Consider the following 15,506-nt stretch of genomic DNA (forward strand, 5'->3'; position numbering starts at 1 on the left):
ATTGCCCGGCGGAACAGTTGAGGTCAACTGTTTTACTCTGACGCGACGAGGAACAACCTTCGATCACGAGAACGACGCTTCTCTGGGACCGGCCTCCGCCACGACGGCATCACCCGTTCGTGCTCGACATGCCCATGGTGGTTCACAGAATCGAAATCAATCGCTGCCCCTCAGTCGTCCAAGCGAAGCTTGGCCAGAGTAGAACATTTGTCCCCAAATGTTCGCGTGCCAGGGTGACATCGTCGAACAGCAACGCGCGGACGGGTGGCAGCGAACTTGGTATAGCGACGACGCTTGGCGGCCAAGAATGGCCCGGCGGAACAGCTGGGGACAACTGTTCTACTATGACGCCGGCGGCAGGTCTGCCGCGGCAGAGAGCGGTGGGCAACACCGCGAGAGAAAATCGGGATGACAAGATTCGAACTTGCGACCTCTGCACCCCCAGTGCAGCGCTCTAACCAGGCTGAGCCACATCCCGTGAAGGCCACAAACTCTACCGAAGTTCGGTCGGTTCCGCTAGGGTGAACGGGCAGTTTCAGAAACTCTCCTCACCCGCGGCTTCCGCAGGATGTTTTGGCAATGGATTTGGTGATTCAGACGGCTGATACGACGATGCAGGCGGCTCGGCACAGCTCGGAAATTCCCGCGAACCAGGGGAGCACGGCCAACCGTTTGGGTTCGGACACTCCCGCCGCACGATCCGATGCGGCGGGCAAGTTTTCGCGTTGGATGCTGTTACTCTCAATCGTGGCCTTCTTCGCCTTCGTGGGATTTTCAGTTTGGAAGTTGAATCGTCCGGATGAAGGCGGACCGGTGACGCCCGCCGCGCTCGGCCCGGTGCCGGATCGTTACAACACCGAGCGGGCGATGGGGTATCTGATCGAGATCTGTGACCTGGGGCCTCGACCGTCGGGCAGCCCCGCGATGAAGCAACAACAAGCGTTGCTGACCGATTTTTTCACGCAGCGCGGCGGCGACGTGCGTCTGCAGAAAGGCGAAATCCGTCATCCGCTGACCGGCGAGAACATGCCGATCGCGAACCTGATCGCCAGTTGGCATGCGGACGCTCCGACGCGGTTCCTCCTGTGCGCCCATTATGACACTCGGCCCTACCCGGACCGCGACCGTCGTGATCCCAAAGGTGTGTTCGTGGGTGCGAACGATGGTGCCAGCGGTTCGGCGGCCTTGATGGAACTGAGTCATCAGTTCGAGAATTTGCCGGAGAGCATCGGGGTGGACGTGGTGCTGTTTGATGCCGAGGAGTTTGTGTTCGGCGAGGGCAATGGGGACTACTTTTTGGGATCCACCTTGTTCGCTCAGCAATATCGATTGGAACCGCCCGCGGTGCCATACAAAGCCGGCGTGTTGTTGGACATGATCGGCGATCGTGAATTGCAATTGCTTTATGAACGCAACAGTTTGCGGTACGCGGGCGATGTGACTCGGTCCATCTGGAGAACCGCGAAACGATTGAAAGCGAAAGCCTTCGTGCCTCGCGTCCGCAGCCAAGCCATTCGAGATGACCACCTGCCGCTGAACGAGATCGCTCGCATCCCCACCACGGACTTGATCGATTTTGATTACCCACGACCTGGGTTCCGTGCCCCGCAATATTGGCACACGACGCAGGACATCCCTGAAAACTGCAGCGGCGAGAGCATGGCGGCGGTGATTTGGGTGGTCCATGAATGGATGTTGGAGCAGGGGTGAGGAGGGGAAAGTGGGCAGGGGTAGGGAGTGGAAAGTGGGCAGGGCCACAGGGCGTCAGGGGTACAGGTCGTAGGGGCACAGGACGTTGCGAGCGAGTTGTGGTGGAGGAGGTTTGCTTTTTGTTATGTTGCTTGGTTTGCCTTGTCTGTTTGCCGGGTGACGTTTCTTTTCTGATTGGGTCGCTTTCATGTTCGCCGGTGGTTTGATCCTTGCTTGCACGCTGATCGGGTTCGCCATTTGGCTGCAACGATCCGAGCAAGTCGGTTGGTCGCGGCACCGTTTTGATGAGGAGGCGGACCGGCCGTACATGGTGCGTCGCTGGCGTTCACGACGTCAGGTGAACTTTCTGTTCTTGGTTTGCGGCGTTTTGATCTTGGTCGCCACGTTGGCATCGCCGGCCCGTCGTGCTTTGTGGTTGGCGTGTTGGTCGTCCGTCATGTTGGTTTTGGTCGCGATTCTCTTCCTGGCTGGGCTGGACGCACTTCGCACGGTGCGGCACATGCGGCACCGCATGAATGAGCTGAAGCAAACTTCGCGTGACTCCGACACCTGACCTTTCACGCATCGCCACCCAGGCGTGAAACAGCCGCGGTCTTGGTTGTGTCTTGACGTCGTCCCGCGGGGATGGCTATCGACCGAAACATGATCACCGACGATGCCATTTCTGTGCGTCGTCCCCGGCGATGGGACGAACCGATGGATCCGCTCATGAGCGATGCGGACGTGGTCTGGTTACGTGATCAGGCACCGTTTGCGACCCTGGATCCGGCGGCTTTTCCCAAGTCCATTCCGCTGGACGGCATCCTTCGGAACGATTGTCGGTTGCATCAATTCACACATGGCGAGGTGATTGCGCGCGAGGGCGACTACGCCAACAGTGCGTTCTTGCTGCTGGATGGTCACGCGGAGCTGCTCACCCGTGAGTTGCCTCCCGAGTGTTTGGGCCGACGTGAAACCGAAAAAGTCTCGTGGCCTCGTGCGATTTGGAAACTGCTGAAACCCTCGGGTGTTCGCGAGGCTCGACGCGGCGACGAAGTGATTCCCAACGTCGACCTGCACGAATCATCGCATCATGCGGACGAGCGACCTCCGGTGCTGCAGTTGCAGGATTTTGATGGGCTGGTGCAGGCCGGCCAAAGTGTTCGTTTGGGTCCGGGCGAACTGTTCGGGGAAGTCGCGGCGATGTATCGGGCTCCGCGTTCTGCCACGGTGGTGTCGCAGGGCAACAGCAGACTGCTGGAGATTCGGCTGCAAGGCCTGAAGATGCTGCGGCGCGACCCAGCGTTTTCAAAACGGATGGACGATCACTACCGCGAAAATTGGTTGCCGCTGCATTTGAAAGAGATTCCCCTGCTGCGTTTTTTGCCGGAGCAGAATCTGCAACGGGTCGTGGCAGCGACGATCCAGCGATCCTTTGGTCGACTGGAATGGAACGCGGACTACAAGAAGACTCGCACCTTATCGCCCGCCGAACAAATCGCCAGTGAACCGGTCGTCGCGACGGAAGGCCATCAAGTCACGGACCTGATCATCGTCCGCAGTGGTTTCGGCCGCGTGTGTCAAATCTACGGAGCCGCACAGCGCACGACGGCCTATCTCGGCAAAGGCCACTTGTTCGGCTTGGAAGAGATCGCGTTGGGTGTCACCAATCCCGACGGGCCAATCAATTTGCCGCTGCAGCATTCCCTGCGAGCCGTTGGGTTCTTGGACACGCTGCACATTCCCGTGGAATGTTTCGCGACCGAAATTTTGCCACACGTTCGTCGGAGTGAATTGCCGCGAGCCGCCGCACAAGCGATCTTGCAAACCAAAGGAACCGCCGAGGCCCGCGAGCGTCGTAGCGAGAAACGTCCCAAAGTGGACCTTCCGATTGTCTGCGACACGGGGCGATCGCAATCCAACGAGGAAACGTGGCAGGATCTTCCCAGCCCCACCGGGACCTCGTTCGAACCAACCGGGTTGCTTGAGTTCATCGTTCAAAACCGTTTCAACAACGGCCGTGAAGCGATGATCATCGATCTTCATCGCTGCACACGTTGCGACGATTGTGTGAAGGCTTGCGCGTCGGTCCACGATGGCAACCCGCGGTTTGCACGCGTCGGCGTCAACCATGACCGACTGCAATTCGTCCAAGCCTGCATGCACTGCACGGATCCGGTGTGCATGATCGGATGCCCCACAGGAGCCTTGCACCGAGACGAGGCAACCGGCCACGTTCACGTCTCTGAAAATATCTGCATTGGTTGCGGAACGTGTGCGAAAGGGTGCCCCTACGGCAACATCGAAATGGCGTCGGTGAACGATCCCAAAGGACGTCCCTACACCGACGAAGCCAGCAATCGCCCAATCACGAAAGCGACCAAGTGCGACATGTGCAGCGGACTGCCCAGCGGTCCGGCGTGCGCGGCGGCTTGTCCTCATGATGCGATCGTTCGAATTGATTTGAGCGAGTCACCGCCATTGGAACATTGGTTGAGGCGGCGCACATGAGCACGGTCGAACGTCGCGAATCCGAATCGTCGCGAAAATGGAAACAAACTCGCCGAGACTTTCGCGAGCAACTGCATCGCCGTCTATGGGGCGGCGGTCAACCCTGGACTTTTCGGCGACGACGCGTTGCCAGCTTGCTGGTCGTCGCGATCGCATTGATCGTCACGGCTTGGACTTCGCAGTCCCTGCACGCGGCGTTGATGCGCAGCAGCGTGATGACGGGTTGGACGTTGTTGGTGTGTGTGTTGATGCTGTTTGCCATCGGCATTCGGCGACGCATTCCGATCCTGCCACTGGGCACGATGAGCACGTGGACTCAGGTGCATATCTTCACCGGTTTGTTCGCGGCCGGCGTGTTTCTGATGCATGTGCCTTCCATCGCATCAGGACAACTGATCGCGGACGGATGGCTCGAGGGCACACTCAGCTTTCTATTCCTCGCGGTCAGTGCGTCGGGTCTGTACGGTTTGATTGCCAGTCGTCGTTTGCCGGCTCGATTGACCGCCATGGGCAGCCAACCTCGCTATGACCAAATCGCTTGGCACCGCGAGCAACTTGCCGCCAGAGCCTCTGAGCGGCTGGACAGTTTGACCAGTCTCGAATCCCAAACGGTGCTCGGCGAGTTTGACGATCAATACCTTCGTCGATACATGGAATCGCCGCTGTCTTGGTCACATCGTTTGTTTGCCCATTCGTTTCGCCGTCGCCGGTTGGTGATCGGTTTGAATGAACTGCATCGCTACTTGGAAGACGACGGCAAGGAAGTTGCCAACGAGCTTTCCGGTTTGGTTCGTTTGCGAGACGAATTGGACACGCAACATGCCTTGCAGTGGCGGCTACGAGCTTGGGTTGCCGTGCACGCGGTGATGTCGACCGCTCTCGTGGGACTTGCCATCATGCACACCATTCACGCTTTGCAGTTTGTGGAGTCATGAGACGCGACGATTTCCAATTGCCATCGCCGCCGCGAATGGTTCGACCGGGTGAGTCGTTCGTTTGTGGCCGTTCACCGTCGTGTGAACCTTGTTCCCAAGGCCCCAACGCCTCGGGTCAATGCCCATTCGCTCATTCTCAAGACCCGCAACAACTGGGTTGTCACCCCAAGCGAACTTGGACGGGTAAACGTCGTCGGTTGACCACCGCGGGATTGATTTGCCTGGCGATCGCCATGCTTGTTTTGTTTTTCACTCGCATCACACCCAAAGTCATTCAGCCCGGTCATCTCACCACGGCACACGCTCAAATTTTGGCAGGCGAGCTGAGCCAGGACCGCTGTGCCGCTTGCCATCAGAACGTCATCAGCAATGGTTGGCTGAGCAACGGAGCAACCTCCGCCGAACCAAGCGAAACACGACAACAAGCGGGCCTGTTTGGGTTGGCAAGCTGGTTCACCTCAAGCGATGCCGATCATGCAAATCTGCCCACGGTCGAAATGACGGATTTGTGCCTGAACTGTCACGAACAACAAATGCCACGTGAATCCGCGCGATGGGCTCACAACCTTTCGCCGACCGATCGCGAAGCGTTGACGTTGGCGGCGATGCTGAAACAAGCCAACCAAGCGACTCCGCCCTCGGACGCACAGACCGCGGAATTGCTGGCCACCAACGTCAGTCGCACCAGCTCGTTGCAGAACAACTTGGCGTGCAGCATTTGCCATCAAGAACATCACGGTGCCGACGCGGAGTTGGCGGCGATCACGGATTCGCGATGTCAATCGTGTCACGTGAACCAGTTCGGATCCTTTGCCGCTTCCCATCCCGAATTCGGTGAGTGGCCTTATGCGAAGCAGCCGAACATTCATTTCGACCACGCTCGGCACGCGAAAATTCACTTTCCCAGCGAAGCTGAAAAGGGCAATCCAAACGCGACTTCCCATAGCAGTCGGTTTGCGACGTTTGATTGTCGCAGTTGTCATGTCGGTCCGAATGTGAGTTCGACCGGACTGAACGGTGACAGCAGCGATCCGATCGCCACCACGCTACCGTACGAAGTGGCTTGTGCAGCATGTCATGACGAAGCGTTGAAGGTCCAAGTCGCCGACGGTCCCTCGCTGCTGCAATTGCCAACGTTCCCGGAGGACATCGCGGCGGAAGCGGGCCATTGGCCGGAAAACGCGACCGGGTTCGCTGACGGAGGCGTCGATGGTTGGATGGCGTTGTTGCTTCGCTCGAAGGCCAACCAAACCGCGGTTCGACGTTTCCAACGAGTCGACTCGGTCGATTGGGACTCCAGCTTGGTGCGGCTCGAAGCGGTGTCGTTGGCGAAATCAATCACAGGCCTCTCGTCCGAGTTAGCAAGCGACGGACAAGACGCTTTGATGCAGCGGTTGGTGGACGCGGGCGTGGATCCGCGAACGGCAAAGCCACTGGTCGAATCGTTCCCACCGCAATTGGTTCGCGATGCGATCGCGGTCTGGTTTGGCGATTCGTCAACGCGGCCAAGCATGAGGACGCAGACGTTGTCTTCCGAAACGGAATCCGGGTTGGGCATGCTCGATGGCGAACTGACCGAGTGGAATGAACAAGACGCGTTGCTGGAGAACGATCCGTTGCTGTCAGAGGATCCGCTGTTCTCGGACGATCCTCTGGGCTTTGGGGAGCCTCTCCTGGAGGAAACATCTTTCGAGGAAACATCTTTCGAGGACACGTCGGCACCGAGTTCGGAGCCTCGTTTGGAGCCGATGCCCAACAACTTCGCGGAGATGCAAACCGAATTGTCAACGCGTTATGACGCGTCGAAGACGCAAAGCTTCGGCGGTTGGTACCGCGACGATCTGACGATGTCCATTCGCTACCGAGGCAAGGGGCATTCGGACTCGGTGTTGCGTTCCATGATTGAGATCGCTCAACAGTTACCGGTGGAGGATCCGTTGCGAGACGCACTGCTGAAGCAGCCCGCGATCGCCGCATGTGCTGATTGTCACCGAGTTGAAAAGACATTCTCGAGTGAGGCTGACGATGCGATGGCGTCGATGCGGTGGCGAGCTTTCCAGGCACCGACCAAGAGCGAGCGATTGACTCGTTTCTCACATGCTCCTCATTTGAATATCCAGGGACTGCAAGACTGCTCGCATTGCCATCAGTTGAATGCTCCCACCGCAGCCAACATGGTGCATTCGGAGGGCAGCTCAGTTGACGCGGTCTCTCCGGAAGTCGACACGATGCTCCATAGCGAGTTCCTACCGATGACGAAGTCCAGTTGTGCGAGTTGCCACACTCGGTCCGCAGCGGGGGATCACTGCACGCGATGTCACAACTATCATGTGCATGAATTGCGATGACCTCTCGTCGTGATGCATCTGACGCTCGCATTTGATCCGTTTTGTGGCCAACCCGTTTTCCAGCCGATTCACGCGTCCGGGTGCTCTGGCGTATCGCTATCGAGCGGTTGCGGATGATGCGACAGTCGAATCAAAGGGACGGGGCGACTTCGTAGCCCGTTGGATACAAACGCTGCGTCGGTATCGCTTCGGGTTGATCGTTGGACCGCACGGCACGGGCAAATCCACCTTGCTGCATGACGTGACCCCGGAGCTGCAATCCGAATTTCCGGGCGGGCAATGGGTGCAGTTGACCGGTGATCCAAGAGCTGGCTTCTTTGAAAGATTGCAAAAGCGACGTGAGAACGCTCGCTCGGTTTTGCGGGTTCAGCGACAAGTTGCCGCCGGTGGGGTGCTGGTGGTTGATGGCGGAGAACAACTTTCGACCTGGGCACGCTTTCGTTTGCGACGTCGGATTCGAACTGCTCAGCAGTTCTGCCTGATGACCGCCCATCGTGATTTGGTCGGATTCACAGTCATTCATCGAACCCGAGCCGATGAAAACGTGATTCGTGAATTGTTGCGTGAGTTGCTGAAACAACACCCCGCCGCCGAAAGTTGCTTCCAAATCGATTCACATGATCCGGGGCGGCTGATCATTCGCGTGCCGGATGGTTCGAATCAAATTGTTGCGTTGGATCAGGTCACAGACGTTCGCGAATTGTGGTCTCAGCTCTATGATGTCGTGGGACGGGCTGCCGTCACGACGGAAATTCCTTGCTCCGAGAATTGAGCTGATTGTTCATGGCTGTTCGTTTGAACGTGATTGTCTTGCGTCCCGAAGGTGACCACCGGCACTTTGATCCCGCTTGCGATGACGCGGTGGGGCAATTGCTGGGTCGTCCTGGATTGGACTTGGTGTTATTGGATCGGATCCCCGGTCCCAACGATGCGGGCACGGAACGATTGGCGGTGGAGTCGATCGCCGGCGACATCGCTTGTGTCGCTTGGACCGACGCGGATCGAGTTTCGCAACCGTTGGCGTTGCTGGGCAAACGAGTGGCTCGCGTTCCTCATCGCCGCGATGTGGACGCTCCGACGCCCGACGTAGAAGGTCCGATTGCCAAGCTCTATCACTTTGACATGCGACGCGATGGGGCTCAGCAGACGATCCTGAAAGATTTGCAAACGTTGCTGGCGACGCGTCAGACACCGACGTTTCAAATTGGATCGATGGGCGATCGCAAACCGAGAGTGCCGAAGGCCAATCCCGAGGAAGCTTCTTCGCAAGAGTCGCCGGCGGTTGCTCCACCGGTGAGTCCAACGCCGGTCGTCCGCGAGGTGCCTCGTTCCACGTCAGCGTCTCAAGCGAAGACCAATTTGGATGCGCTGGTGGATGAGCTCGATGAGTTGGACCTGTAGGTCCGGATCCGTTTCGATGTCGATGTTCCGACACGTAGCGAAAGTCGTCAAGACTTTTCTGAGGCAGTTCCCAAGTAGCGAAAGTCGTCAAGACTTTCGGGCAGCAGCCAGCCGAAGCTCTTGACGAGCTTCGCTACGAGCCAACCGCGCCCGAAGCTCTTGACGAGCTTCGCTACGGGGCTTCGCGAGGGGGACTTTCTGCTGGGACGGGACGAGGAACGGAGGTCACTCGATGGGGCGTAGATTCATCGTTCCGATGTGGATGCCACCAGGTTCATCGTAGCCGAAGATACCGCTGACGCTGAAGTACTTTTCCAACGTTTCCCACTCCGGCCAATCGTCGCGACGCATCAGTTCAGCAACTCGTTTGGTCATCGGATTATCGCCGCCTCGATTCTCGAGCACGGTTGCACTGCCTTCCGAGTTCGCCATCTCATAGAGAATGCGGAAGGATTCCGAATCACGATTGAACTGGAACAAGAACGGCGTTTCGCCCTCCAACTTCGCGCCCAGTTCACTGGTCAACAAGACGTAGTCCTCATCGGCCGACAAGCGATCGACTTCCCCGTCGCTGGACTTCAAGACTTCCACAATGATTTCGCGACTGTCGGAGAGCAGCAGCCAATTGTCGAGCAACATCAAACTGCGTTCGGGAACGCGGATGATGGGGGCGTTGAAGTTAGGACGTTCGGCGAAGTAGACGGTCTTTCCGCGAATGACTTCGGGTTTCATGTCCTTTGGCGGAACCTTCGACTTCATTTGTTCCAGCAAACGTTTGGCCTCCTTGGCATCGGCGAATTCGATCGCGATGACGCGGGCCATCGAGTTCCAGTTGGCGGGAAGCTGATAACGCTGGATGGTCACGACCCGACCGGTCATGGCAGGAAAGACTTCTTCCGCCAATGAAACGCCGAATCGATCCTGGACCGGTTTCTCCGTGAAGTCCTTGAAGCGTCCTTCGCCGGCGAAGCGATTGACAATCTTGCCGAGATTTTCAAATGCGGTTTCGATGTCCCAACCCACCGTGGTGAAGCTTGCCGAGTCCGCGGGAACCCAATCGGGCGGCGACACATCGGTGTCTTCGGGTCGCAACACACCGAAGAAACCATCGCGAGGCGGATCGATCAGCACGTGCACATGGCCGATGGTTTCGACGATCTCGCCACCGCGGAACATGCTGCCGCCGACGCCGCGAATTTTTTCGATGCCTAAATCTTGAACGATGGGGGCAATGAAGAACGCGGAACCACTGCGAGCGATGATGCGTTTGACGATGCCATAAGGATTGATGAAGAACGTCGTTTGTGGGATCTCGGCTTCCGCCCCAATCGACCGGCTCATCACCGCGACGAAGTCGGTGTTCTGAGCCAAGGTGGAGGTTTCCGACGATTCACTGCTGGACGAACTGCGGCGGGAGCGACCGCTGGACGTGTCATCGCGTTGCGACGCAAGCAACCGTTTGGCGATGTCTTTGCCCACGGTGCGACCGAACCCGATCACATAAAACCCATCCTGCTCGAACCACTCGATCACGTCGCCGTTGCCACGTTGCCGCACCAATCGCGTCATCTCGATGGAGCCGATTTGTTCGGTCTGGATGACGAAGCGATTTTTCTCCGCCAGTGTCATCAACCGATCGACCAAATCCGACATTGTGCGGTTGGACGGGCCCGCATCGATCATGACCGCCACCGCGAACGAATTTTGTTGGCGACGTTTTTGACGCAACCGACGTGCAATCGCTTCGTCGTCGTCTTCATCCTCCGAATTCGCGTTCTGGTTGTCCGCGTTCTCTTCCGGGGGTGGGCCTTCCAGCAACGCCACCGCCAATTGACCTTGAGGAAGCGATCGCAATTCATCCAGCGTCAGCCCCAGTTCTTTGCCGACGTTGTCAAACAGTTCGCTCAGGATGTCATAAATGTCAGAGACGAACGGACGCATTTGCGGGTCGTTCAACATCTTGCCGAGCGAGGACGTTTCCCAATCTGCCCGAATCGAATTTACGTCGTCGACCCGAATGTAGGCCAGCGTTTCCGCCGGCAACAACTTGGGTGCCGGCACCGTCGCGCGAGTTGGTTCGGCCGTTGCCGACGAGCTTTGTGCAATTGCGGGTGACGCTTGGAAGCAGACCAACGTTGCCGCGAGGACCGCAGCCACGAACCACCGACCAGCGAGCGTCGCACGGAGTGAAAAGTCAGGCGTCACGGGCCGCACAACAGGAACATTCGGTGCGAATCGGTGTTGAAGACAAGTGAAACGATGGGGATTCATTTTGGAAGCTTTCCGAATGGCTAGCTACAATCGAGGCAGAAAAGTCAGCTCTCATCGTATCCGATCCCCCACGCGAACCGAGTGTCAGTCGCATGAAACGTCCGTCTCAAATTGTAGCGAGCCTCACCGCTGGAACCCTATGGATTCTGTTGGCAACCACGGCTTCGGCCCAGCCTGACGACTCGGCAGCCGGAAATGCGCAGGGCGGCACCGGCCAAGCCGCGGGCGAGATCAATCAGGGCATGAACCCCGACGATGTGTTCCAAGGCATTCAGCGTGACGGAGGCGCGGTGGGTTCCGGCGCAGCGACTCCGGTGGGTGCTTCGGCGGCATCGACCGCGGGTGGCGGAACGGGCGGCGGAGCCCGATCGACGTTTGGCGGCGGTGGATTCGGCGGCGGAGGTGGCTTGGGTGCCGCTTTCGGAAGCCTGTTCGGCGGCAATAATTTCGGTGGCGGAGGCGGCGGAGCGACGGCCCCCATTCGCACACGACTTCGCAGTGCGGTCACGGGTCCCGGCTTGCAGGCGGCCGACGTCCAGCGAGCCGCCAACGCGCGGCTGCGTGGCAGTTCCAACCTCACTTCCACTCGCGGAAATGTGCCGGGCCTTAGGAATTCCAACGGTTCGCGGTATGCTGGGGTGAATGTTCAAATCGAGAATCGAACGGCGACGCTGACCGGTTCCGTTGCTAACGAATCGGATCGTCGCATGACCGAATTGCTGATGCGATTGGAGCCGGGTGTTTCTCGAGTGAACAATCAGTTGAGTGTTGCTCCCTGAGATCATGTGCACGCCGCGGCCATTGATCCACCTCCTTTTGAGTTCCGACTTCGATGGTCTCCCTGCCGCTCGTCACGACCGATTCATCGGAGTCGACCACGCCTCGCAAGATCCACTTGCTGAATTGGTCACTGGATCAATTGAAGGCGTGGTTGAAAGAGAACGGGCATCAAGCTTTCCGTGCCAAACAAATCCGGCGTTGGCTGTTCTCGGGCCGAGCGACATCGTTTGACGAGATGACGGACTTGTCCGCGAAGCTACGCGCTCAGTTGGACGAACACTTCACGATCTTCAATGCCGCCGAGGTCACCGCATCGGTTTCCAAAGACGGCACGGAGAAGTTGCTGGTCCGGTTGGCCGACGGTGGTGAAGTCGAATGCGTCCTGCTTCGTGATGGCGGTCGACGCAGCATTTGCGTGAGCAGCCAAGTTGGTTGTGCGATGGGGTGCGTGTTCTGCGCCAGTGGGTTGGATGGCGTCGATCGAAACCTGACCGGCGGCGAGATCCTGGAGCAGATGTTGCGTTTGCAGCAGCGGCTTCCGGAATCAGAACGGCTCAGCCACATCGTGATGATGGGCATGGGTGAACCGTTGGCCAATTTGCCAGGCGTCTTGGCCGCATTGGATGTGGCTCGCAGCGAAGAAGGACTGGGGATCAGCCCACGACGAATCACGATCAGCACCGTTGGATTGCCACCCGCGATCGACAAGTTGGCCGCCTCGGGTATCCCCTACAACTTGGCCGTGTCGTTGCATGCTCCCAATGATGAACTGCGGAGCGAGTTGGTACCGGTCAACCGCAAGGTTGGGATTGAACCCGTGTTGCAAGCCGCGGATCGTTATTTCCAATCGTCGGGTCGTCGATTGACGTTTGAATACGTGCTGTTGGGCGGCGTCAATGATGGTGACGAACACGCTCGTCAACTGACTCAGATTCTTCGCGGTCGCAGCGTGATGATGAACGTGATTCCGTACAACCCAGTCGCGGGGCTTCCTTACCGAACGCCCAGCAAAGAATCGATCGCGCGATTCCGATCGATCTTGGAGTCGGCCGGGGTGAATGTGAACTTCCGTCAACGCAAAGGCGATGAAATCAATGCGGCGTGCGGTCAACTGCGTCGCAACCGCGGTGGCAAAACGAAAGACGCGTCCGCCACTTAGGCGCAGCACGCCACCGTAGGTTGGCCACGCTGGCCGACATCTCAGTAGGTTGGCCACTCTTGGCCGACACCTCACCAGAATCGCCGACATCTCTGCACTCGTTTGCATCAGCAGTCGGGCAGGAGTGCCCACCCCACGTCCGGCTGTTGTGACTGGCAGGCATGCTTCCTGCAAAAACCCTCGCGATTGTGTTGACCCGCGGCGAACGGATTCGCTATTTCTGGACCTTGGCGACGAACGCATCGTCGCTGCTGTGTCAATCATTCAATTCCAGGGATGGAGCATATGTCCGTTTCACTCATGCGGATCGTGGGTCGTTTTGCTTTTGGTTTCACCGTCGCGGTCGCACTGACCACATTCACCGGTTGTGGTTCGTCCGCCCCTGAAACCGTCGCCTCCAACGAAACCGCCTCAGCCCCCGCAACCCAGGTTGCCTCGGGGAAAGAAGCGGAGACCGTGGTCGGCCAATTCCTGGATCGAATTCGTCGTGGTGGAGCCGAAAACACCGCCATGGAACTGCTCACCCAACGGGCTCAGTCCGAACTCAACCGAATCGGCCACACCGTTCAGCCTCTTGGATCGCCTGACGCCGAGGTGACCATCACCCGCAGCGAAGCCGTAGGGATGGAGCATCTTCCGGAAGATCAAAAGGTGCCAACACGATTGGTCCACTGCATCTGGAGCGAACCATCGGAAGCGGACGGTTCGAAGCAAGAATTCCAAATTGTCCTGCCAGTTGTCCAACAAACCAACGGCTGGCGAATTTCGGGAATGGTCCTGGGAATGGCCACCGGTGAACCCGAATTGATTCTGGATTTCGAAAATGGAGACGAAATGGCTCGGATCCTGAACGCTCAGGAACAAACTCAAACCGCCGCCAATCCGAACGCGACGGCGACCGAATCTCTGCAGCGCTGAGCTTCAATCGCTCGATCAAACCCGCCGATCGCTCGTTATTTTCAGCGTGCGAAGGGCGAGAACATCCATTTGCCGAGGCGGAGTGAGACTTCGCTTCGGCTTTTTGCTGCGCGGTGGATTGCCACCGGGTGTCGCCGAAGCGGATTGTCTCCCCAGCTCGGGTAAGGCACCATGGAAGCCATTAACACTTCATGGCGGTCCACCTGAGCCCGCAATGAGTCAGCCAGCTTGCCTTGATGGAAGACGCGCTAGCATGTCAGCCGTCTTGCGAACGGAAATGACTGGGAAATTGCCCCGCCACTCGGGCTTTCGATGAATTGTCCTAGCGATGGGCGTTTAGCAATCAGCCCACCACAGAGGAAATCAGCAGGATCGGCGGCGTCCTTGACTGGACAAATGGCGAACGCCGGTGGTGAGCCTGACAGAACGCGTTGCAGCCGCCGGTTTCCCGACCTCGCCAACACCCCGGCGGGCCGGCTTTCGCCATGGAGTCTGGGTGGTCTGGGCAATTGACAACGTTTGCTAGCTAGCTACCGTAACGCAAGTCAATGCAAGCGGCAATGTCGCCGCATCTCCCCTGAACCCCCTCATTTGAGCGGATGACGGCCGGAGTCCAATGCAATCGATCAGGGTGACCGGATGCCACCCCAATTTCAGCGTGCGAACAGGGATCGCACCGAAACCTCCGAACTAACTCTGGAGAAACACATGAATCGGAATTTGGTGAAGGGTACCGCCGTCGTCGCACTGATGTTGGGTGCTTCGTTGGCTTTCACAAATGATGCGAGCGCTTTCAAGTTCTTGCACGCCAACAAATGCTGCAACACCGGCGGTTTGTTCAGCGGCCTGAAGGCTCACAAATGTGGCGGTGGATTGTTGGCCAAACTGAAAGCCAAACACTGCTGCGAGCCAGCTCCAGAGCCATGCTGCGAACCTGCTCCAGAACCATGTTGCGAGCCAGCACCTGCTCCTTGCTGTGAACCAGCACCAGCTCCCGCTCCTTGCTGTGGCGAAGCTGCGCCCGTGATGGCTGCGCCAGTCGTCGAAGCTGCTCCTTGCTGCGGTGGCGACGTTGCCGCTCCAGTCGCTGGCTCCGTGATGGAAAGCAGCGAAGGCTTCGACCTGGCTCCAGGCGAAACCTTGGTTCCTGGTAGCGTGACCACCGGCGAAGCAACCGAAGCCGCTGCAGAAGAAGCCGCTCCAGCAGCACCTGTTGCTGATGAAGCCGCTGACGCTCCTGAAGCTGCCGCCGAAGAAGCACCTGCTGCTCCAGCCGAAGCCGCTGAAGAAGCTCCCGCAGCAGAAGCAGCCGAAGAAGCTGCTCCTCCAGCACCCGCTGCAGAAGAAGTCAAAAGCAGCAGCGATCAAGTCGAAGAAGCTGCTCCTCCAGTCCCAACGCCAGATGCCAACACCGACATCTGAATGTTGACGGTCGAGCTCGCTTGATCAACCCAATCAAAGAACCCCGCATGCAACCAGCGTGCGGGGTTCTTT

At 58.2% G+C, this 15,506-nt stretch carries 12 protein-coding genes and 1 tRNA gene; 11 read left to right on the forward strand and 2 right to left on the reverse strand.

The genetic code is table 11. The features are described 5' to 3' along the window. Positions 1 to 403: 403 nt before the first annotated feature. Positions 404 to 478 (reverse strand) — tRNA-Pro (locus LOC70_RS05250). A gap of 251 nt (positions 479 to 729) precedes the next feature. Between LOC70_RS05250 and LOC70_RS05255 the strand changes: the two genes are divergently transcribed. The 7 genes from LOC70_RS05255 to LOC70_RS05285 all read left to right on the forward strand — a co-directional run bounded on the left by LOC70_RS05255 (position 730) and on the right by LOC70_RS05285 (position 8,884). Then, positions 730 to 1,710 carry a M28 family peptidase gene (locus LOC70_RS05255; RefSeq protein WP_315857204.1) on the forward strand — a complete coding sequence of 327 codons (981 nt, stop codon included), beginning with the start codon at positions 730 to 732 and terminating at the stop codon, positions 1,708 to 1,710. A 187-nt stretch (positions 1,711 to 1,897) separates the two neighbouring features. Next, on the forward strand, positions 1,898 to 2,263 hold the full coding sequence (locus tag LOC70_RS05260; RefSeq protein WP_230252316.1) for a hypothetical protein: 366 nt from the start codon (positions 1,898 to 1,900) through the stop codon (positions 2,261 to 2,263). Between the two features lie 71 nt (positions 2,264 to 2,334). Beyond that, positions 2,335 to 4,200 carry a cyclic nucleotide-binding domain-containing protein gene (locus LOC70_RS05265; RefSeq protein WP_315857200.1) on the forward strand — a complete coding sequence of 622 codons (1,866 nt, stop codon included), beginning with the start codon at positions 2,335 to 2,337 and terminating at the stop codon, positions 4,198 to 4,200. After that, complete coding sequence (locus LOC70_RS05270; protein WP_230252319.1) at positions 4,197 to 5,135, forward strand: hypothetical protein; 939 nt, start codon at positions 4,197 to 4,199, stop codon at positions 5,133 to 5,135. Before LOC70_RS05265 ends, LOC70_RS05270 begins: the two co-directional genes overlap by 4 nt. Positions 5,136 to 5,368: 233 nt before the next feature. After that, positions 5,369 to 7,483, forward strand: a complete 2,115-nt coding sequence (locus tag LOC70_RS05275; RefSeq protein ID WP_230252320.1) for a hypothetical protein — start codon at positions 5,369 to 5,371, stop codon at positions 7,481 to 7,483. A 43-nt stretch (positions 7,484 to 7,526) separates the two neighbouring features. Continuing rightward, complete coding sequence (locus LOC70_RS05280; RefSeq protein ID WP_230252321.1) at positions 7,527 to 8,255, forward strand: nSTAND1 domain-containing NTPase; 729 nt, start codon at positions 7,527 to 7,529, stop codon at positions 8,253 to 8,255. A gap of 11 nt (positions 8,256 to 8,266) precedes the next feature. Next, the gene (locus tag LOC70_RS05285; protein ID WP_230252323.1) at positions 8,267 to 8,884 is read left to right on the forward strand and encodes a hypothetical protein; all 618 of its coding nucleotides are present in this window, start codon (positions 8,267 to 8,269) and stop codon (positions 8,882 to 8,884) included. A gap of 225 nt (positions 8,885 to 9,109) precedes the next feature. Here the strand turns inward: LOC70_RS05285 and LOC70_RS05290 are convergent, their stop codons facing one another. Next, positions 9,110 to 11,155, reverse strand: coding sequence for a DUF3352 domain-containing protein (locus LOC70_RS05290; protein WP_230252325.1), 2,046 nt, complete (start codon positions 11,153 to 11,155; stop codon positions 9,110 to 9,112). 92 nt (positions 11,156 to 11,247) lie between these two features. On the opposite strand from LOC70_RS05290, the gene LOC70_RS05295 reads away from it, so the two are divergent. The 4 genes from LOC70_RS05295 (at position 11,248) to LOC70_RS05310 (ending at position 15,434) form a co-directional block, all read left to right on the forward strand. Next, positions 11,248 to 11,934, forward strand: a complete 687-nt coding sequence (locus LOC70_RS05295) for a BON domain-containing protein (protein WP_230252327.1) — start codon at positions 11,248 to 11,250, stop codon at positions 11,932 to 11,934. Between the two features lie 53 nt (positions 11,935 to 11,987). Beyond that, positions 11,988 to 13,094, forward strand: a complete 1,107-nt coding sequence (gene rlmN / locus LOC70_RS05300) for a 23S rRNA (adenine(2503)-C(2))-methyltransferase RlmN (protein ID WP_230252328.1) — start codon at positions 11,988 to 11,990, stop codon at positions 13,092 to 13,094. A gap of 285 nt (positions 13,095 to 13,379) precedes the next feature. Continuing rightward, complete coding sequence (locus tag LOC70_RS05305) at positions 13,380 to 14,012, forward strand: hypothetical protein (RefSeq protein ID WP_230252329.1); 633 nt, start codon at positions 13,380 to 13,382, stop codon at positions 14,010 to 14,012. Positions 14,013 to 14,720: 708 nt separating this feature from the next. After that, positions 14,721 to 15,434: a hypothetical protein gene (locus LOC70_RS05310; RefSeq protein WP_230252330.1), complete on the forward strand. Its 714-nt coding sequence runs from the start codon at positions 14,721 to 14,723 to the stop codon at positions 15,432 to 15,434. Positions 15,435 to 15,506: the final 72 nt, after the last annotated feature.

The sequence above is a fragment of the Rhodopirellula halodulae genome (assembly GCF_020966775.1).
GTDB lineage: Bacteria > Planctomycetota > Planctomycetia > Pirellulales > Pirellulaceae > Rhodopirellula > Rhodopirellula halodulae.

Excerpts from the sequence above, each read along its gene's own strand:
- LOC70_RS05255 (WP_315857204.1), top strand. The coding sequence starts at position 730 with ATGCTGTTACTCTCAATCGTGGCCTTCTTCGCCTTCGTGGGATTTTCA.
- LOC70_RS05260 (WP_230252316.1), top strand. The coding sequence starts at position 1,898 with ATGTTCGCCGGTGGTTTGATCCTTGCTTGCACGCTGATCGGGTTCGCC.
- LOC70_RS05265 (WP_315857200.1), top strand. The coding sequence starts at position 2,335 with ATGGCTATCGACCGAAACATGATCACCGACGATGCCATTTCTGTGCGT.
- LOC70_RS05270 (WP_230252319.1), top strand. The coding sequence starts at position 4,197 with ATGAGCACGGTCGAACGTCGCGAATCCGAATCGTCGCGAAAATGGAAA.
- LOC70_RS05275 (WP_230252320.1), top strand. The coding sequence starts at position 5,369 with ATGCTTGTTTTGTTTTTCACTCGCATCACACCCAAAGTCATTCAGCCC.
- LOC70_RS05285 (WP_230252323.1), top strand. The coding sequence starts at position 8,267 with ATGGCTGTTCGTTTGAACGTGATTGTCTTGCGTCCCGAAGGTGACCAC.
- LOC70_RS05290 (WP_230252325.1), bottom strand. The coding sequence starts at position 11,155 with ATGAATCCCCATCGTTTCACTTGTCTTCAACACCGATTCGCACCGAAT.
- LOC70_RS05295 (WP_230252327.1), top strand. The coding sequence starts at position 11,248 with ATGAAACGTCCGTCTCAAATTGTAGCGAGCCTCACCGCTGGAACCCTA.
- rlmN (WP_230252328.1), top strand. The coding sequence starts at position 11,988 with ATGGTCTCCCTGCCGCTCGTCACGACCGATTCATCGGAGTCGACCACG.
- LOC70_RS05305 (WP_230252329.1), top strand. The coding sequence starts at position 13,380 with ATGTCCGTTTCACTCATGCGGATCGTGGGTCGTTTTGCTTTTGGTTTC.
- LOC70_RS05310 (WP_230252330.1), top strand. The coding sequence starts at position 14,721 with ATGAATCGGAATTTGGTGAAGGGTACCGCCGTCGTCGCACTGATGTTG.